The sequence below is a fragment of the Brevibacillus humidisoli genome, assembly GCF_020923435.1.
Classification (GTDB): domain Bacteria; phylum Bacillota; class Bacilli; order Brevibacillales; family Brevibacillaceae; genus Brevibacillus_E; species Brevibacillus_E humidisoli.
Map to the genome: position 1 here is coordinate 2,100,635 of NZ_CP087263.1, position 18,645 is coordinate 2,119,279.

An 18,645-nucleotide genomic window follows, 5' to 3' on the forward strand; every position below is an offset into this window, starting at 1 on the left:
CCTCCTACATCCTGCCAACAATATCCTGTACGAGCGAGAGAAACTTCTCCTTCACCCGCTCCGTCGTCTCCATCACTTCTTCATGAGACAAGGGCTGCTCCAAAATCCCTGCTGCCACATTGCTGATGCAAGAGATCCCGAGTACTTCGATACCGGCGTGACGGGCGACAATAACTTCCGGTACGGTTGACATCCCTACTGCATCACCACCCAGCGTACGCAACATCCGAATCTCAGCAGGCGTCTCGTAACTGGGCCCAAGCAGACCGACGTATACTCCCTCCTGCAAGGGGATGTTCAATGCTGCAGCTGACTCCTTGGCAAGAGCGCGCAGTCGTTTGGAGTACGCCTCTGACATATCCGGGAAGCGGACACCCAACGTATCGTCATTGGGACCGATCAACGGATTGCGGAAGGTAAAATTGATATGATCGGTGATCAACATCAAATCGCCTGGCCGGTAATCAAAGTTGATGCCGCCAGCTGCATTGGTCACGACAATCTTGTTCACCCCAATCGCCTTCATCACGCGGATCGGGAAGGTAACAGCGTCGAGACTGTGCCCCTCGTAATAGTGGAAGCGACCCTGCATCGCCACCACCGTCTTGCCGCGGAGCTTCCCAATCACCAATTGTCCTTTATGCCCTTCTACCGTCGACTTGGTAAAATGGGGAATCTCCTCGTAAGGAATCCGGACGGCCTCTTCCACTTCATCTGCCAGCACACCAAGTCCCGACCCGAGCACCAGACCAATCTCCGGCTGTGCGTTTATCTTGCTTTCTATGAACGTTTTTGCCTGTTCGATTGCATTCATCGCTTTCCTCTCCTTCTCTCAAGATTGATTCATATCTCGTTTAAAAAGCTCGTGCCAATCTCCGGCATAGTTACACCGAAGTTGTCGGCAATCGTAGCGCCTATATCGGCAAATGTCTCGCGCACTCCAAGCTGACTGGCCTGCCCCGTGTTGTTGGCGTAGACCAGCAGCGGCACATACTCCCGGGTATGGTCCGTTCCATGGTGTACGGGATCATTACCATGGTCGGCCGTAATGATCAACAGATCGTCTTCTTCAAGAGCTGCGAGCAGTTCCGGGACGCGCGCGTCGAATTCCATCAGCGCCCGTCCGTATCCTTCCGGATCGCGCCGATGGCCGTACTTTGCATCAAAGTCGACGAGATTGACAAAGCTGAGCCCTTCAAAGCTCTCTCTCATCGTCTTCAGCAGTTGATCGACTCCATCCATGTTGTCATCAGTCCGCATCTCACGGGTAACCCCTTCGTTCGCATATATGTCAGCTATCTTGCCGATCGCAATCGAGTCGTAGTTGGCATCTTGCAACCGATTCATCACGGTTGGCCCAAACGGTTTGACGGAATAATCATGTCGGTTGGCCGTGCGGGTAAACGAACCGGGCTGGCCGAGGTAAGGTCTGGCGATCACTCTGGTGACAGCAAACTCATCGCGCAACGTAAGTTCACGGGCGATCTCACAAATCCGATACAACTCGTCGAGCCCAATCACCTCTTCGTGCGCCGCAATCTGCAGCACACTGTCAGCCGACGTATAGACGATCAAATCACCCGTTTTCATCTGGTGCTCGCCCAGTTCCTCAATGATCTCTGTCCCGGATGCCACTTTGTTCCCTACCACCTTGCGCCCCGTCTTTTCTTCCAGCAATCGGATCAAGGCATCGGGAAAGCCATCCGGATAGGTGCGAAACGGCTTGGACACATGAAGTCCCATTATTTCCCAGTGGCCGGTCGTTGTATCCTTGCCGACGGAAATTTCCTTCATTTTCCCCCAGTGCGCTTTTGGGTGCTCTGTAGGGGGCACATTGCGCAGTGGCTCAATGTTGCCGAGCCCCAACGATGCCAGATGGGGCAGGGCAAAAGATTCTACTCGTTGGGCGATGTGGCCCAGCGTATGCGCACCTTCATCGCCAAATGCGGCAGCATCGGGCAGTGCGCCAATTCCGACACTGTCCAGTACGATTAAAAAAACACGACGAAAACGCGGCATCGTATCCCTCCTATGTATGTATGTTTGTTTGTTTGACTGACGTCTGCCAACAGTCTGAAAAAGAGATTATGCTCTCGGATGCGTTTTGGCATACACATCCTTGATCCGCGTACGTGTCACGTGCGTATAGATCTGAGTAGTGGAGATGTCGGCATGACCGAGCATTTCCTGTACGGAGCGCAGGTCGGCCCCATTCTCCAGCAGGTGTGTAGCAAACGAATGACGCAGTGTATGCGGCGTGATTTCAGTCCGTATGTTGGCCTGCTGCGCGTATTTTTTGATGATTTTCCAGAAGCCTTGTCTGCTGATCCGTTTGCCCAAATGGTTGAGAAAGAGGGCCGTCTCCGTCTTTCCCTTGAACAGACGGGGACGGCCGGTTTCCATGTATTGGCGGACGATTTCAATCGCAATTTTGCCAAGTGGTATAATCCGCTCTTTTGAGCCTTTTCCCATACACTTGAGAAATCCCATCTCAAGATTGACATCGCCCAGGTTCAGATTGACCAGTTCAGACACTCGAATACCTGTCGCATAGAGCAGTTCCAGCATCGCCTTGTCACGGATGCCGGCCGGATGATGAAGGGGCGGTCCTTCGAGCAGGCGCTCTACCTCGTCGATGGTTAACACTTTTGGCAGCCGTTTTTCAATCTTGGGGGTCTCCAGGTGAATGGAGGGATCTTTGTCCAGATACTTATCGCGCACCAAAAACTGATAAAAAGCGCGAATCGAAGCCATGTTGCGGGACAACGTCGCCGTAGCCCGTCCTTTTTCCTGCAGCATCATCAGATAGCCAACGATGTGGGCTCGGCTTGTCTGCTCAATTTGCTCAATCCCCTGATCACGCAGATACGATACATACATCACCAAATCGCGCTGGTACGATTCAAGCGTATTGGCAGCCAACCCTTTTTCGACTGCTAGAAAGTGGGTAAAGTTGTCGATCAGCAAGTCCATCGGGTGCTCTCCTTCAATTGGGTGGATTTCACTATTGCATTCCACACCTGTTCCCAAATTCCTCTTTTTGCACGAGTCACCGTGGACTGTGGCCTTTACTACCGAGCACTGTCCCTATTCTCCTACCAGATAAAACAGCTGCAGGCGCTCCAGATACCAATCGAGATCAGTCGAGCTATTCTCCTGCAGCAAACGAACCACTTTGACAGCATTGCCCTGCGGTTCACGATACGGGTTTGCCGGCAAAAAGTTTTCCGACAGAAACGTGACGATTCCATAGCCCAACAGTGAACAGGTCACAAACACGAGAAAGAAGCGAACGACGTCCATGATTCGTCGAAATCTGCCGCCCATCGATATCCCCCATTCGTGAAACAAGCCCTATGCTCAAGTCTATGCGCTCTCTGTGGACGTCATGTCAAACCGGTACACCGGCAAGAACGTCACTCAGAGGAGTATAGGGCAGATTGAGAGAAGTGGCGACGGCTTCGTATACGACCCGTCCGTCAATTACGTTGACACCGCGTGCCAGTTCCTTGTTTTCGCGAATAGCTCGTTCATATCCCTTGGTTGCCAACTGCAGCCCGTACGGAACGGTCACATTGGACAGTGCAAACGTGGACGTGCGTGGCACTGCGCCAGGCATATTGGCGACCGCATAGTGAACGACTCCGTGTTTGATGTAGACGGGATCACTGTGGGTGGTGATCCGGTCTATCGTCTCGATCGATCCCCCCTGATCAATCGCGACATCAACGATAACCGAACCTGGCAGCATTTGTTTCACCATCTCCTCGGTGACGAGCCGGGGAGCGCGAGCACCCGTCACGAGAACGGCACCAATCAGCAGATCGGCCTCTTTTACCATCTCGGCGATATGATGGGGGTTGGACATCAGGGTGCGGATTCGACCGTGGAACAGGTCGTCCAACTCGCGCAACCGATCAGCGTCGATGTCCAGCAGGGTTACTTCCGCTCCTAACCCCATCGCCATCTTGGCTGCATTGGTGCCGACAACGCCCCCGCCGATGATCACGACCCGCCCTGGCAGTACTCCGGGAACCCCGCCCAGCAGAATGCCCTTGCCGCCGTGCGGTTTCTCCAAAAACTGTGCCCCGACTTGTACCGACATCCGTCCAGCTACTTCGCTCATCGGGGTGAGCAGCGGCAGAGAACCGTCCTTTGACTGGACGGTTTCGTAAGCGATCGCAACTACTTTTTTCTCTATCAGTGCGTGCGTCAACTCCGGTGCGGCTGCGAGATGGAGATAGGTAAACAAGATCTGATTGTCACGGAACCGTTCATATTCTTCCGGCAGCGGCTCCTTCACTTTGCAAATCATCTCGGCCCGCCCCCACACTTCAGCCGCATCGGAAACGATTTGCGCTCCCGCCCGCTGATATTCCTCATCGGAAAATCCGCTTGCCAGCCCGGCCTCTGTCTCAACCAGCACATCGTGACCAGCCTGGCTATAGGCAACGACACCAGCGGGTGTAAGTCCCACCCTGTTCTCATTATTTTTGATTTCTTTCGGAACCCCAATGATCATCTCGTCTCTGCCTCCTATGACATGATGTACGTTCTTATCATGTCTCAGAGGGACAGTTTGCAAACAAAAACTTCTCTCGTAAAGAGAGAAGCGGTTACTTGAAGTCGTCGAGATTCACTTTGTCGATGCAACGGTGGCAAATGCCATAAAAATTGAGCCGGTGATCCAATATGGAAAAGTTGTATGCGTTTCGCACCCTATCTTCTGCCCCGCCAAGCAAATCTTCAAAGATTTCATCCACCGTTCCGCAGTTCATACAGATCAAGTGATGGTGATGGCGCTCGGCGTTGTCGTCACGGAGATCGTAACGGGCTACACCGTCTCCAAAGTTCATTTTATGGATGACGCGCAGTTCACTCAACAGTTCCAACGTACGGTAAACCGTAGCAAGGCCGATCTCAGGGGCTTTCTCTTTCACCAGCATGTAGACGTCTTCCGCACTCAGATGGTCTTCTTCGTGCTCGAGCAATACGCGAACCGTGGCCTCCCGCTGCGGTGTCAGCTTATAGTTACGGGAATGCAGCTGCTGTTTAATTTTTTCTATTTTATCTTCCATAAAAATGCCCCTCCCCGTGCGCATGAAACCTGTTCCTATTATAGAGGAGCGGCTTGGAGTAAGTCAAATACGTTATCAAGTGATAATTATTCTTAATTAAGCACGTAACGCATCAGGTGAGGCGAGACAAACGTCTCGAACAGAGCAGCCATCGTCATCACACCCAGCATGGCCAGAGAGATACAGGTGTAGCTCAGAAAGTGAGGCAGGATTTGACCCTGTCTGGTCAGCAGCCGGGTGCGAATTAATCGAAGGGAAAAAGAGATGCCGGCTACGCCGACGATCAGCAGCGCAGGGACGACCAACATGTTTTGCGGTAGAACGCCTGCAAGCGAAAAGGTGACACCCTGCCACTTTAACTGGTTGACCAAGAAACCGACAGTAAAGCCGACGATCAACCCTTTTAAAAACAATAGCAGCAGAATAACCGGCAGGCCGATAATCGACAGACCGAAGACCCACATCACCGCTACCGTCTTCAGATATTGTCCGAAAGACTGTTGAAAGTGCTGATTGGTCTCAGGAATACCCTGGTCACTCACACTGCCGAAAAAGTACTGGAGAAAAGAGAGCAATTCCTGCTTCTGTTCTGCCGCTAATGCGTTGACGATCAATGTCCCAAAGATAATCCCCATCGCAAACAAGACGATGGTAAACAGGTAAAGAGTCCGGTGTTCCACAAGGTAGAGCTGGATGGTTTGCCCAAAGCGATTGCGCACGCCTGCTCGCCTCCTGATCGCTGGATACTGTATCTCTATGCAATCAAGTGGACAAGTATGACAAGCAGCCGCTGGCGGCAAGCTCGGCCTATGCTGGCGGTCTTATGCAAGTGGACGGTCAATCCGGCCATATACACCGGCCCCTCCTGTTTTGATCGGGAGTTGACCGGCTCTTGCCAAGCCGATCAGATGGGCTGTTTTCTCCCCGACGACCACTGCCAGATCAGACTGACTGGCTCGATGCAGCACATTCATCTCGGTGCCAAATGCAGTATACAGTTTGCCGATCGTCTTCGGGCCTAGTCCCGGCACAAACTCAAGCGGGATCTGCTCTACATAAGGCGGACGATGTCCCGGATGGTTACCAGCCGGCAGATCGGCAAGCTGGGCGATCCGCTCTTCTACTCCTCTGACAATTGCACGAAATCCACAAGCCGGACATCGTCCATCCCCTTGTTCAGGCAGCGGAGATTGGCAGGCTTGGCATCTCGTTTGATGATATTTTCCAAGACGAGGGTGCAGTCCGTAATTGGTCCCAACGCATCGCCCCTCCTCCCGTCGCAGTACCTTGAGCCACTCGGCAAACGTTGGCTCCGCCATCCGTACCTGCTGGTACTCGCGACCGATCTTGGCCAACGAGTGAGCATCGGAGTTGGTAAGATATGTCTTGTCGTGCAGTTCGCTGATCCGGTCTGCCATCTCCGTGTTGGCACTAAGCCCCAACTCCACTGCGTAAATCAGAGCCGGATCAGCAAGCTCGCTCAGCCGATCGGCGCAATTGCCGTAATACCCCTTATGTGGTGTAAAGATATGCGCCGGTACAACCACCCCGCCTAGCTCTGTGGTGTACTCCTGCAGTTCCCTCACTGTCGCACCGATCCGCTGGGAGCTAAGCTGTACGTTTTTACAGCGATCGGCCAACCAACGGGTGAAGCGCCTCATCTCTTCGAGGGAAGGAAGATAGCACAGAAAATGGGCCTCCCCGCGCCCAGCCTCCTTGATCTCCACCTCGCAGCCGAGAATCAACGTCGTCTGTTTGTAACGAATGCCGCCTTCCGGGAGCGGCGCTGCCTGACCTTGGGCAATCAGATCCTCCAATTCAACCTGCACCTCTGGCGAATGAGCGTCGATAATCCCGATCATGTCCATCCCCTTTCGCTCAGACGACTCCTCCAGAATGCGGGTCAAGGTAAGCTGACGGGATGCGGTGATCTTGACCGGCTTTCCGCTCCATGTCCGACCGATGTGAATATGCATGTCGCAGAAATAGCTGGGAAGCGCATTAACCACGTTGTTTCAACACCCGATTCTCCCAGGCGAACAAAGCGAGCACCGTCTTGGCGTCCCGGATCTCCCCCGTCTCATGCAGCGTCTTTGCTTCTTCCATGGTTAGTTCCAATACGTCCACGAACTCGTCTTCATCCGGCTGTGCCGCCCCCGGCTGCAATCCAGTTGCCAGGTAGAGATGGAGCAGCTCATCGGCGAAGCCAGGCGAGGTATAAAACGAGCTTATATGGGAAAACTGTTCTGCTTGATAGCCTGTTTCCTCAGCCAACTCCCGCTTGGCACAGTCGAGCGGATCTTCCCCGGGTTCCAGCTTGCCGGCGGGAATCTCAACGATCGTCCGCTCCAGTGGTTTGCGGAACTGGCGCACTGCTACCAGCTTTTCATCGTCTGTGAGCGCCAGAACGGCAACTGCTCCCTGATGATTGACGATTTCGCGCTTGCCGGTTTTCCCGTTGGGGAGCAGCACTTCATCCACTTTCACCTTGATAATTCGTCCGTCGTAGATCTGTTCGCTACTGATCGTCTTCTCGTAAAAGCGGTCCGTATTCCGCATGATTTCCCCTCCAAAAAGGTGTTCTACAGTGATCGTAAGCTCCATAGAGTAGCAACAGGATTGCTTGTCCCATCTCATCATAACAGGAGGCGTTGTCAAATGAAAACCTATACCGATCTACATCACCTGCGTCTGGTCGGAAAAGCATGGGAAATCCGCGCTACTCTGCGCCGTCTGTCAAACAAGCCCATAACGTTGCAAGAGTGGCTAGCTCGTCTCGATCGGGCGGTACAGCGCTAGCCCCCTGCTGCTGTCTGCCGCTGACAGTCAGTTCATCTGAAGCGACCTGTCTGGAGCTGTTCGCTTCCCGATCAGCCCAACTGCGACAAAAATCGGCTACCTGTGCCGCCACATAAGCGGTCTGTAATGGAGCGGGATCATGCTGGATTCCCCTGCCCATCGTCGTGATCGATTCCGGGTAGTCCCGTTGAACCCTAGCAACCGTCTCCAGTGAAGGAGCAGCAGCAGATAGGCGGCAATGGTTTTGGTACAGGTTTGCCCGTCGCTCCTGCTCGCCGATCACTTTGTCCCGCTCATCACCAAAATGAGGTACTGGCACCAGTGAGGGCTGCAGAACAAAGCGTTTCAACAGGGTCAAGGTATGATGGCTCATGCCATAGTGACGGCTGCGCCGATCAGAAAAACTGATCCGCGGCACATAGATTGGAATGCCTCCCAGCAGGGAGACGGCGTGGATCGCTTCAGCCAACTGCATGCCAGAGAACCCGTACGGTGTACCGGTTCCAACTACACCCGGCCCCAGTATGCAGAGGATGAACTGCCCGTTGGTCACATGCTTGGCCGCTAGCAATCCTGTATAGAGATTGACCGCTTCGAGGTCGCCGCCCCAGGCGTGTCCGGTCGTTACTGTCGCTTCCAGGTGTCCCTGCTGCTTGAGGTGTCGGACATGACGGCTCAGTGCGATGGGTAGGGAAGCGCCATCTGGCATCACATAGACGATTCGCGCCTGCGGACGAATCCGCTTGAGTGTGAGCACAAGAAACGGCAGCAGACTATGCAGTTCTCCGATTAGCACTGGCGTTCGCTCCAGGTGACGTGACTCGTCCAGGAACACATCGTGCCATGGGCTGTTTTGCTCCTCCACCGCATCTACCGTCAACTGCCAAGGAGAGTATCGCATCTTTACAATATGTCCCCAATCGGTAGGATGGTAATCTGTAGGCCTCTTTGTCCACCTGCCGATGACGAAGTGACTGCCTCCCGTACCCAGTCCCATCCGCACAGCGGTAACATTGAGCAGCACTTTGTCGCCTGCCGCGCAACGCTCTTTGCCACTGCAGAAATAGATTGCCCGCTCTGGCTGTTCGCCCGCTCGCTCCGCTCCACACCTTACCTCTAAGATCTGCATTCTTGCATCTTCCTCTACCACGCTTAGCACCGTACCGGTAACGACCTCAAGCATTCGGCTCCCCTCTTTCCGTTTTCTCCCTAGATCGTATGCCGGACAGGAGGAGGAGATACAAAAAAGAGGCCGGGCCTTTCGTTTTCCCTCTGCCTCTTTTCCATTTGTTATGTAGCCTCTCTGTCGGTCTTCTTACGCCAATGACTCTTCGACTAAGGCCAGAACAAGTTCCGATGCCTTATACAGCTCCTCCAGCGGCATCCGCTCGTTGGTCGTATGAATCTGTTCATATCCGATCCCAAAGTTCACCGTAGGGATGCCAAATCCGTTAAACACATTGCCATCGCTGCCGCCACCAGAACTGCCCAGTTTGGGCTCTCTGCCAATCCGTTTAACAGCAGCAATGGCTTTGGCCACGACAGGCGTATTCTCATCGAACTTAAATCCATGGTACATGAACATCACTTCGTTCTCACAACGGGCTCCCATCTCCGCTGCAGCCGACTCAAAAGCTTCGGTCATTTTCTTTACCTGGGCCTCCAGCTTTTCCATCACCAGGCTGCGCGCTTCCGACCAGACCTCTGCATAGTCGGATACGATGTTGTATGCCTTGCCACCCTCAAATCGTCCGATGTTGGCCGTCGTATCTTCGTCGATCCGCCCCAGCGGCATACGGGAAATGGCTTTGCTCGCCACATTGATGGCACTAATGCCATCTTCCGGATTGACACCAGCATGAGCCGCTTTGCCGTAGATCTTGGTGACGATCCGATACTGCCCAGCTCCTGCAGCGATGATCTCTCCCACTTTTCCATCAGAATCCATGATAAAGCCCATTTCCGCTTTCAACAGTGAGCTGTCCATGGCCCGGGAACCGACCAATCCCGATTCTTCCCCAACCGTGATGACCACCTGAATGGTGGGATGAGGCAGATTTTTCTCCTTTAATGTGCGGATTGCTTCAAAGATGGCAGCGATCCCAGCTTTGTCGTCCGCTCCCAGGATGGTCGTTCCGTCCGAGTAGACGTACCCGTCGCGAATCGTTGGTTTCACCCCATTGCCGGGAACCACCGTATCCATATGGCTGCTGAACAAAATGGTCGGTCCCGTCGCCGTGCCGGGAAGCGTAGCGATCAGGTTGTTGGCCTCATGGCCTGTTTTGGCTGCTGCCTCGTCTTCTTCGACAGTAAACCCCATAGCATGCAGCTTCTCTTTGATTACCTTGGCAATCGCCGCTTCATGTTTGGTCTCGCTATCGATCTGGACCAACTCCAGAAACTCTTCCAGCAAACGCTCTTGATTAATCAATCGTAACCCTCCTACTTATCTCGATCAAATCAGTGCCCTCACGCCACTCCAGTATAGCGTATCTCCCGGGTTCTTCCAAGCAGGTTAGAGCGGGATATTGCCATGCTTCTTGGCCGGACGGCTCTCCTGCTTGCCGGCCAGCATCTCCAGCGATTGCTTCAGATGTTTGCGCGTCTCCCGAGGATCGATCACATCATCCACCATGCCGTGCTCCGCCGCCACATACGGGTTGGCGAACTTTTCACGGTATTCGGCGATTTTCGCCTGGCGGACGGCAGCAGGGTTGTCACTCTGCTCGATTTCCCTGGCGAAGATAATATTGGCTGCCCCCTCTGGTCCCATCACGGCAATCTCTGCATTTGGCCACGCGTAGACCACATCTGCTCCAATCGCTTTGGAGTTGAGCGCCACATATGCCCCGCCGTAGGCTTTGCGGGTAATTACGCTGATTTTGGGCACTGTTGCTTCCGAGTAGGCATATAAGATTTTGGCACCGTGCCGGATAATCCCGCCGTGCTCTTGATTAATGCCGGGGAAGAACCCAGTCACGTCGACAAAGGTGATCAGTGGGATGTTAAACGCGTCACAGGTACGGATAAAGCGGGCCAGTTTATCTGATGAATCGATGTCCAGCCCGCCCGCCATCACTTTCGGTTGGTTTGCTATCAGACCGACGCTCTGTCCATCGATCCGACCAAAACCGACCACGATGTTTCGCGCAAAGTTGGGCTGTACCTCCAGGAAGTTGCCGTCATCTACGATCAGTTTGAGCACATTCTTCACATCGTACACTTTTGTGCCGGCTACTGGCACCAGTTCGATCATCTCTTCCAGCCAATCTCCCGCTTCCCCCTGATAAGGAATTCGTGGCGGAGCTTCCCGGTAATTTTGCGGCAGGAAACCGAGCAGTGTACGAACCTGCTCCAGCACCTCCGGCTCGGTTGGAGCGCTAAAGTGGGCGTTCCCGCTAATCGCGGAATGGACACTGGCTCCGCCCAGATCTTCGCTGCTGATCTTTTCACCCGTGACCGTCTCAATCACTTTCGGTCCGGTGATAAACATCTGGGAAGTTTTTTCCACCATAAAGACAAAATCAGTGATCGCTGGAGAATAGACAGCCCCGCCGGCGCAAGGTCCCAGAATGACGGAAATCTGCGGAATCACCCCGGAGTAGATCGAATTGCGATAAAAAATGTGACCATAGCCGTCCAGTGAGACGACGCCCTCCTGAATGCGAGCGCCGCCAGAATCGTTTAATCCAATGACCGGTGCGCCGTTTTTGGCGGCAAGATCCATAACCGAGACGATCTTCTTGGCGTGCATCTCGCCGAGCGCACCGCCGAACACAGTAAAGTCCTGGGCAAACACGTAGACCAAACGACCCTCTATCTTGCCGTATCCGGTCACCACTCCCTCGCCTGGTCCTTCCAACTGATCCATGCCGAAGTTGGTTGCCCGGTGCTTGACAAACGGGTTCAACTCGACAAACGTCCCTCGGTCCAGCAGGATGTCGATCCGCTCCCGCGCAGTCAGTTTGCCGCGGTGGTGCTGGGCCTCGATCCGCTTGTCACCGCCGCCCAACTCTATTTTGCGTTTTCGCTCGTACATCTCATCGATCTTTTGGTACATCTCCTCACTCATCTGTCGTCTCCTCCTTGCTCTGCTGCGGGTACTGGCACAGTTCAAACAAAACGCCATTCGCCTGTTTCGGGTGCAGAAAAGCGATCAGTGCCTGATGCGCCCCTTCCTTTGGCGTCTCGTGGATCAGCCTGACCCCACCTTCCCGCAGCGTGGCCAAACGCTGCTCGAGATCGTCTACTTCCAGTGCGATGTGATGAATTCCTTCACCGCGTTTCGCCAAAAACGAAGCGATCGGACTATCCGGGCCAAGCGGTTCCAACAGTTCCAGACGCGTGTCACCAATCCCGAGAAACGCCACTTTTACCTGCTCACTCGCTACCTCTTCCTGCCCGAGCAGGGGCAGTCCCAACTGACCACAGTAAAAAGGCAGAGCCGTCTCAATCTTGTTGACGGCAATCCCGATATGGACTATTTTTTTTGGTGGCTCAACAAAACGCGTCTGCTTGGGCTTCACGCGCTCCCGGATAAAGCCGGCAATCTCTCTGGTGGGTGAACCAGGCGTAAAAATCTTGGCGATGCCTTGTGACTCCAGATAGGGAATATCTTCGTTCGGTATGACACCGCCCCCTACCACCAGGATGTCATCCGCTTGCTGCTCTCTCAGCAGCCGAACCACTTCGGGAAAGAGCTCGTTATGGGCCCCTGACAGGCACGACAGCCCAATGCAATCAACATCCTCCTGAATCGCCGCGCTGACGATCTGCGCAGGTGTCTGACGCAGTCCGGTGTATACCACTTCCATTCCCTCATCGCGCAGAGCCTGGGCGATGACCAAAGCCCCACGGTCATGACCATCCAAGCCTGGCTTGCCAACGAGTACGCGAATCTTTCTCTCCATGCCTACTATTCCCCCTTGCTACTTTGGCTGAGGCTGTATCAGACTGCACGATATTCCCCGAAGACCTCGCGCAGTACTCCACAGATTTCACCGATGGTGGCGTACTGCCGCACACAATCGAGGATCAGCGGCATCAGGTTTTCCGCCCCGGCGGCACCCCGACGCAACCGAGCGAGCGTTTGCTCTGCTGCGCTGTTGTCGCGTCTAGTCCTCAGAGCATCCAGCTTTTCTTTTTGCCTCCTGCCCAGCGTTGGATCGACACGCAGCAGTTCCGGCTGCGCCTCATCTGCGATCTGGAAACAGTTCATTCCAACGACCAGTTCTTCTCCTGCTTCGATCCGGCGCTGCGTTTCATACGCCTGCTTGTGGATCTCCCGCTGCATGTAGCCGGCCTCCACTGCTGCCACCGCACCGCCCATCTGTTCGATTTTTTCCATGTATTCCAATGAGCGCAGTTCGATTTGATCAGTCAGGTACTCGATGTAATAAGAGCCGGCCAACGGGTCCACGGTATCCGTAACACCGCTCTCATAGGCGATGATCTGCTGTGTCCGCAGTGCGATCCGCGCTGATTCTTCGGTGGGCAGGGCAAGTGCTTCATCGCGCGAATTGGTATGCAGGCTTTGCGTGCCACCCAACACAGCGGCCAGCGCCTGAATCGTCACCCGGACGATGTTGTTGTCCGGCTGCTGAGCGGTCAGAGTGGAGCCGCCTGTCTGGGTGTGAACGCGAAACTGCCACGATTTGGGATTCTTCGCCCCATACCGCTCCCGCATCAAACGTGCCCACATGCGACGGGCCGCACGGAACTTGGCGATCTCCTCCAGAAAATCGTTGTGTCCGTTGAAAAAGAAGGAGAGCTGTGGCGCGAACTGGTCAATGTCCAAACCGGCCTGCAATGCCGCCTCCACATAGGCAATCCCGTCTGCGAGAGTAAAGGCGACCTCCTGAACGGCCGTTGCCCCGGCCTCGCGGATGTGGTAGCCGCTGATACTGATCGTATTCCACTTCGGCACATGCTCGGCACAGTAGGCAAAGATGTCCGTAATCAGGCGCATTGACGGTTTGGGCGGGAATATATATGTACCTCGCGCGATGTACTCTTTCAGTATATCGTTTTGGATGGTGCCCGACAGCTTTGTTGAGGGGATCCCCTGCTTTTCCGCGACAGCGATGTACATCGCCAGCAGCACAGAAGCTGGCGCATTGATCGTCATCGAGGTACTGACCTTGTCAAGCGGTATCCCGTTGAGCAGTGTCTCCATGTCCTCCAGGGAGTCTATGGCCACCCCCACTTTCCCTACTTCACCGGCAGCCATCGGATCGTCTGAATCGTATCCGATCTGTGTCGGCAGATCAAAGGCAACACTTAATCCGGTCTGCCCCTGTTCCAATAAATAACGAAACCGTTTATTCGTCTCTTCTGCGGTGCCGAAACCGGCATATTGCCGCATCGTCCACAGTCTCCCGCGATACATCGTAGGCTGTACACCACGGGTGTAGGGATACTCACCGGGAAAACCAAGCTTTTCCATGTAAGCGTCATCAATCTGATCGGGCAGATAGAGACGATCCACCTCGATGTCGGAAGAGGTAGCGAACCGTTCCTTTCGCTCCGGCACTTTTGCCAATCGTGCCGCTACCTGCTGTTGCCACTCCTGATAGAGTTGGGTAAAATCTTTGTTGGACACATATTTTCCCCCCGTTTCTCCTGGATTGTGAATTCCGTTTCTTTTTTGGCCAATCGGTGAGAAACCTTCGTATCAATTCTAGCACAGCTTGCCGGTTTTTCAATAAATCGGTGATCTCTATACTGACCGGTTTAGACAGCAGTGAGTGTTTCTGAATGATTGTAGCAGCTGATAGTTACATCCAACACGCAGTTTCATAAAGGAGGCAAGAAAGATGAAACGATCGACAGCGATGAAGGTGGTTATCATATTGCTGGTGTTGTCGCTGGTCATCCCTACCTTTTTGATGGCCCAGCCTTGGTAGGGCAAGCACCACAACCAATAAAGACTCCTCCCACGAGGTGTTCGTGGTCGAGGAGTCTTTTGTGCTACAAACCGTTTACTTGTACATCACGATGCTGGAAGTCGCACCATCCCATCCAAGCGTATACTTCAGCGTGTCGGAGACGAAGCGGATCGGCAGCATCGGCATGCCTTCTTTTACCTGGACGGCAACCGGCAGTCTCACTGTCGTCTGGCCGATCATGGCAGTATCGGAACCGACGGTGAAGCGGATCACAGTGGAGCCGCTGACAACCACGGCCGAGTTGCCGTTCCACTGTGTGCTAAGCCCCAATGCGTCCCGGAAGAACTGGGCTGGTACTAGTGTGTTCCCGTTTGCCGTGTACGGGGCAACGGCCAGCGCATGTGATTGGCCATTTTTGGTAAAGGAAGCCACGTTTAGTTTTAAGCGGGCTGCGTCTGCGGGAACCGGCGGTGGCACATTGACGCCGCCAACCCCGACAGAGCGTACAAACAACGGTTCGCGCTCTTCGGAGGAATAGACGCCGATGCTGTAGGCTTTCGCTGTCGACGGTGTCTTAATGTTGGCTGTCTCGGCGATTGCCAGACTAACCGCCGCATTGGCGTACAGATCTTGAGACGGATAGATCACCACATTCTGTCCCCGCGTGGTCACGTAGCTGGGAGCCAGTCCATTCACTTTGACATGGGAGGCGTTAATCGCAGTTGGCACGGCAAACTCAGCAGGAATCGCCAGTTCCAGGAAGTCCTGGCCGCGGGTGAGTGGTGCCGCCAATCCTTTGATACCTACGGTAATCGCCGTTGGCGTGTTTAGTGCCGTTTTGGACAGCGTGACGGTAGCGGTACTGTTGTCGACCGATCCATTTGGTACGGAAATCATCGTACCGCTAATGGAGAAGTTTTTGGACTCGATCGTTGTGCCAGCCATCTTCACCGACAGTTTATAGTTGCCGGCCGATTTCGGATTGGTGATGTAAGCATCTTTTGAGAACGCCACTTTTACGTTGTTGTCCGGGGTGAAGCTAAACGGCGTGGAAATGTATACTTTGTTTCCGTATACCCAAACACTGCTCGCTTTTGATCCGTTAATGGTGACACTTGCCGGTGCTATGTAGCTTGGGACCATTTCGCTCGACGGGAACTCCACCTGAATCTCGTTGTTGTAGGAAAGTTTTTTACTGCCGAGATCCACTTCAAAGCTGTAGGAAGAGTTGGCCCCTACTGACTTATCAGACAGGTCGACGGTGAAATCGGTGCTGGCAGAACTGCTGGAGCCTTTGATCTCAAACTCTTCCGATTCGTAGTCTTCTCCGTCATACTCGATCTCGATCGTATAATCCCCTTTACTGCTTGGATTTTTGAGGCCGGCAGCTTTTTTGAATTCGATTTTGAGGTCATCGTCACCGTCCACATCATCAGGGATTTCGATGTCTACCTCATCACCGTTTACATCGACGTCTTCCGCTTCTTCACCGTTAATTTCTACGTCATCTGTGTCAATGCTGCTGGGGAGCATGTCGTCATCAGGGAATTTGACGGTGATCGTTTTTCCTTTTTTCAGCTCGTCGCTGCCCTTCAGGTCAAATTTCCCCAAAGTGTAGGAGGTTTTGGCACCTGCGTCATCTTCGTCGATGTCGACGGAGAACTCTTCATCGTCGTCATCGTCTTCCTCGATGTCCACATCGAAGGTTTTCCAGCTTTCGTGCTCCGTCCTTACTTTAACATAAAACTCGCCGTCTTTATCCGGATTGGTAATCCCGTCCTTGATCTCAATCTCTACGTCATCGCCGTCCTCCAGATCTTCCGGAACCTCAATCACAATCTCATTCTCGCGGTCATCCACCTCTACCTCATCGGCATCATCACCGTTCACCTCGATGTCCCGCTCATCGATATTGTCGTCTATCTCATACTCATCTTCAAAACGAATGGTGATCTCATCACCCTTCTCGAGATCATCCTCTAAGGTAAATGTAATCGTATATTTACTCTCTTCGTCCGCTTGATCTGTCTCTGGATCTACATCTAAATCATCAATGGCATAGGCTTGCGGTGCAGCAACGAACGTACTTGCTGCAACTGTAGCCGCGAGTACAAACGAAAGTCGCTTTTTTGTCTTCTTCATGTTCTCCTCCCCAATTCTAGTAATCGTTCTCATTCTAGCATAGTTGTACCAGCAGAGGCACGAACCAACAAGAGAATTTAATGAATCTTTATTTAACCTAAGCCGCTCAAATAAAGATATCCCATAATGTATGACGCACAGGTGAGGAAAAGGTTACATATTTTTTTAAAAAATTTTCATAACTGCTTCTTTTTTTGGGTCTTTTTTCGCACTCCGTTCGCTGAGTGCGAGGGAGTGTATCTGAAAAAAACCAAGGCGTTTTCAGCCTTGGTTTTTTTCCCTTCTCGACAGTGTAGATCTCCACTTAATACAGAGCGGTATCCGGTCCGATCGATTCCAACCGCCGCTTGACCGCCTGCAGGAATCGGCCGCAGATCAATCCATCGAGAACCCGGTGGTCAAGTGACAGACAGAGATTGACCATAGAACGGATGGCTATCATGTCCTCGATAACGACAGGGCGTTTAACGATCGACTCGACACTTAGAATCGCCGCCTGTGGCGAATTGATGATGGGCATCGACAGCACGGAGCCAAACGAGCCAGTATTGTTCACGGTGAACGTGCCACCGCTCATATCATCCATGGTCAGCTTGCCGGCCCTGGTACGAGCGGCCAGGTCTTCGACCGCTCTGGCAATCCCGTAGATCGATTTCTGGTCGGCATCTTTGATGACAGGCACAAAAAGAGCTTCATCGGTAGCGACAGCGATCGAAATGTTGATATTCTTTTTGACAATAATGCTGTCCCCTGCCCAGGTAGCGTTCAGCATCGGATATTCTTTCAATGACTCGACCACAGCCTTAATAAAAAACGGCAGGAACGTAAGGTTCACACCTTCTTTTCTCATGAATTCGTCTTTCACCCGATTGCGCAACTGGACCAGATTGGTGACATCCACCTCCACCATCGTCCAAGCGTGCGGCGCCTCGTGTTTGCTCTGTACCATGCGGTTGGCAATCGTCCGACGAATCGCGCTGACCGGGATCACCTGATCGCCTTCAGCAGTGGAAACATCATGGGCTCCTTGCCCAATCTGCCCAGCAGTGGACAGATGGGCGGACTGCTCTGCTGTCTCATGAACCAGTCCGCTATTTGCAGGGATGGCGTCTGTATACTGCTGGGATGCCTCCACAGGCAGACCACCCTGATCAACTACCTTTTGCACATCTTTACGGGTGATTCGTCCGCCTGCACCCGTTCCTTTGATCTTCATCAAATCCAGGTTGTGCTCCTGCGCCAAGCGCATGACCGCCGGAGAGTACCGCTGTTTTCCGGACCGGTCCCGCTCTTGGCCGGTCGACTCCCTAGCAGATCCCGCCGACTCAGCAGGTTGCACCGAGGCGCTCGCATCAACTTCTCCCCGCCCGGGAGAGGGATCGCCAGCCTCTGCTCCACCCTCGTCAATATACAAGATCAAAGTGCCTACTTCTACCGTCTCCCCTTCCGGCACTACAATCTCCGCCACCTTGCCGGAGACGGTTGACGGTACCTCCGCATTTACTTTATCTGTCGTCACTTCGCACAGCGGATCGTACTTGTTGACGACATCACCTACTTTAACGAGCCACTTGGAGATCGTGCCTTCCGTTACACTCTCCCCCAATTGCGGCATCAGCACACTCGTAGCCATTTCGCTCCTCCTTCATACTGGCGATTGCTGCGTCGAATACACTTCCTCGCTGAGCCAGATCCAAGTGCCCTCGGGTACTTCATACTGGCGATTGCTGCGTCGAATA

17 protein-coding genes are annotated in these 18,645 nt (G+C 53.5%); 1 reads left to right on the forward strand and 16 read right to left on the reverse strand.

The window, feature by feature from the left end; translation table 11 throughout:
- Positions 1 to 4: 4 nt before the first annotated feature.
- The 9 genes from LOK74_RS10405 to LOK74_RS10445 all read right to left on the reverse strand — a co-directional run bounded on the left by LOK74_RS10405 (position 5) and on the right by LOK74_RS10445 (position 7,637).
- The gene (locus LOK74_RS10405; protein WP_230046562.1) at positions 5 to 814 is read right to left on the reverse strand and encodes a purine-nucleoside phosphorylase; all 810 of its coding nucleotides are present in this window, start codon (positions 812 to 814) and stop codon (positions 5 to 7) included.
- A gap of 29 nt (positions 815 to 843) precedes the next feature.
- Positions 844 to 2,019, reverse strand: coding sequence for a phosphopentomutase (deoB, locus tag LOK74_RS10410; RefSeq protein WP_230046563.1), 1,176 nt, complete (start codon positions 2,017 to 2,019; stop codon positions 844 to 846).
- Positions 2,020 to 2,085: 66 nt separating this feature from the next.
- Complete coding sequence (xerD, locus tag LOK74_RS10415) at positions 2,086 to 2,973, reverse strand: site-specific tyrosine recombinase XerD (RefSeq protein ID WP_230046564.1); 888 nt, start codon at positions 2,971 to 2,973, stop codon at positions 2,086 to 2,088.
- Between the two features lie 114 nt (positions 2,974 to 3,087).
- Complete coding sequence (locus tag LOK74_RS10420; RefSeq protein ID WP_230046565.1) at positions 3,088 to 3,327, reverse strand: DUF4227 family protein; 240 nt, start codon at positions 3,325 to 3,327, stop codon at positions 3,088 to 3,090.
- 64 nt (positions 3,328 to 3,391) lie between these two features.
- The gene (ald, locus tag LOK74_RS10425; protein WP_230046566.1) at positions 3,392 to 4,522 is read right to left on the reverse strand and encodes an alanine dehydrogenase; all 1,131 of its coding nucleotides are present in this window, start codon (positions 4,520 to 4,522) and stop codon (positions 3,392 to 3,394) included.
- A gap of 94 nt (positions 4,523 to 4,616) precedes the next feature.
- Entirely contained in the window at positions 4,617 to 5,078 is a 462-nt protein-coding gene (fur, locus tag LOK74_RS10430; protein WP_230046567.1) for a ferric iron uptake transcriptional regulator, read from the reverse strand.
- Positions 5,079 to 5,170: 92 nt separating this feature from the next.
- The gene (spoIIM, locus tag LOK74_RS10435; protein WP_230046568.1) at positions 5,171 to 5,797 is read right to left on the reverse strand and encodes a stage II sporulation protein M; all 627 of its coding nucleotides are present in this window, start codon (positions 5,795 to 5,797) and stop codon (positions 5,171 to 5,173) included.
- A 102-nt stretch (positions 5,798 to 5,899) separates the two neighbouring features.
- Entirely contained in the window at positions 5,900 to 7,054 is a 1,155-nt protein-coding gene (locus LOK74_RS10440; RefSeq protein ID WP_230046969.1) for an endonuclease Q family protein, read from the reverse strand.
- 25 nt (positions 7,055 to 7,079) lie between these two features.
- On the reverse strand, positions 7,080 to 7,637 hold the full coding sequence (locus LOK74_RS10445) for an NUDIX domain-containing protein (protein WP_230046569.1): 558 nt from the start codon (positions 7,635 to 7,637) through the stop codon (positions 7,080 to 7,082).
- A gap of 18 nt (positions 7,638 to 7,655) precedes the next feature.
- Between LOK74_RS10445 and mciZ the strand changes: the two genes are divergently transcribed.
- A complete protein-coding gene (mciZ, locus tag LOK74_RS24240; RefSeq protein ID WP_338148652.1) occupies positions 7,656 to 7,877 on the forward strand; it encodes a Z-ring formation inhibitor MciZ in 222 nt (73 codons plus the stop codon).
- On the opposite strand, the gene LOK74_RS10455 is transcribed toward mciZ, so the two are convergent.
- From LOK74_RS10455 to LOK74_RS10485, 7 genes are all read right to left on the reverse strand, one after another.
- Complete coding sequence (locus LOK74_RS10455; protein ID WP_230046570.1) at positions 7,798 to 9,060, reverse strand: DUF3866 family protein; 1,263 nt, start codon at positions 9,058 to 9,060, stop codon at positions 7,798 to 7,800. The two genes, mciZ and LOK74_RS10455, sit on opposite strands and share 80 nt — an antisense overlap.
- A gap of 132 nt (positions 9,061 to 9,192) precedes the next feature.
- A complete protein-coding gene (locus LOK74_RS10460; protein WP_230046571.1) occupies positions 9,193 to 10,308 on the reverse strand; it encodes a M20/M25/M40 family metallo-hydrolase in 1,116 nt (371 codons plus the stop codon).
- 84 nt (positions 10,309 to 10,392) lie between these two features.
- Positions 10,393 to 11,949, reverse strand: a complete 1,557-nt coding sequence (locus tag LOK74_RS10465) for an acyl-CoA carboxylase subunit beta (RefSeq protein ID WP_230046572.1) — start codon at positions 11,947 to 11,949, stop codon at positions 10,393 to 10,395.
- Positions 11,942 to 12,787: a methylmalonyl-CoA epimerase gene (mce, locus tag LOK74_RS10470; protein ID WP_230046573.1), complete on the reverse strand. Its 846-nt coding sequence runs from the start codon at positions 12,785 to 12,787 to the stop codon at positions 11,942 to 11,944. Before mce ends, LOK74_RS10465 begins: the two co-directional genes overlap by 8 nt.
- Positions 12,788 to 12,825: 38 nt before the next feature.
- Complete coding sequence (locus tag LOK74_RS10475) at positions 12,826 to 14,478, reverse strand: acyl-CoA mutase large subunit family protein (protein ID WP_230046574.1); 1,653 nt, start codon at positions 14,476 to 14,478, stop codon at positions 12,826 to 12,828.
- Positions 14,479 to 14,857: 379 nt separating this feature from the next.
- Positions 14,858 to 16,906 carry a copper amine oxidase N-terminal domain-containing protein gene (locus LOK74_RS10480; RefSeq protein ID WP_230046575.1) on the reverse strand — a complete coding sequence of 683 codons (2,049 nt, stop codon included), beginning with the start codon at positions 16,904 to 16,906 and terminating at the stop codon, positions 14,858 to 14,860.
- A gap of 304 nt (positions 16,907 to 17,210) precedes the next feature.
- The gene (locus LOK74_RS10485) at positions 17,211 to 18,539 is read right to left on the reverse strand and encodes a dihydrolipoamide acetyltransferase family protein (RefSeq protein WP_230046576.1); all 1,329 of its coding nucleotides are present in this window, start codon (positions 18,537 to 18,539) and stop codon (positions 17,211 to 17,213) included.
- Between the last annotated feature and the right edge of the window lie 106 nt (positions 18,540 to 18,645).

Coding starts and splice junctions, on each gene's coding strand:
- LOK74_RS10405 (WP_230046562.1), bottom strand. CDS start 814: ATGAATGCAATCGAACAGGCAAAAACGTTCATAGAAAGCAAGATAAAC.
- deoB (WP_230046563.1), bottom strand. CDS start 2,019: ATGCCGCGTTTTCGTCGTGTTTTTTTAATCGTACTGGACAGTGTCGGA.
- xerD (WP_230046564.1), bottom strand. CDS start 2,973: ATGGACTTGCTGATCGACAACTTTACCCACTTTCTAGCAGTCGAAAAA.
- LOK74_RS10420 (WP_230046565.1), bottom strand. CDS start 3,327: ATGGGCGGCAGATTTCGACGAATCATGGACGTCGTTCGCTTCTTTCTC.
- ald (WP_230046566.1), bottom strand. CDS start 4,522: ATGATCATTGGGGTTCCGAAAGAAATCAAAAATAATGAGAACAGGGTG.
- fur (WP_230046567.1), bottom strand. CDS start 5,078: ATGGAAGATAAAATAGAAAAAATTAAACAGCAGCTGCATTCCCGTAAC.
- LOK74_RS10440 (WP_230046969.1), bottom strand. CDS start 7,054: ATGCATATTCACATCGGTCGGACATGGAGCGGAAAGCCGGTCAAGATC.
- LOK74_RS10445 (WP_230046569.1), bottom strand. CDS start 7,637: ATGCGGAATACGGACCGCTTTTACGAGAAGACGATCAGTAGCGAACAG.
- LOK74_RS10455 (WP_230046570.1), bottom strand. CDS start 9,060: ATGCTTGAGGTCGTTACCGGTACGGTGCTAAGCGTGGTAGAGGAAGAT.
- LOK74_RS10465 (WP_230046572.1), bottom strand. CDS start 11,949: ATGAGTGAGGAGATGTACCAAAAGATCGATGAGATGTACGAGCGAAAA.
- mce (WP_230046573.1), bottom strand. CDS start 12,787: ATGGAGAGAAAGATTCGCGTACTCGTTGGCAAGCCAGGCTTGGATGGT.
- LOK74_RS10480 (WP_230046575.1), bottom strand. CDS start 16,906: ATGAAGAAGACAAAAAAGCGACTTTCGTTTGTACTCGCGGCTACAGTT.
- LOK74_RS10485 (WP_230046576.1), bottom strand. CDS start 18,539: ATGGCTACGAGTGTGCTGATGCCGCAATTGGGGGAGAGTGTAACGGAA.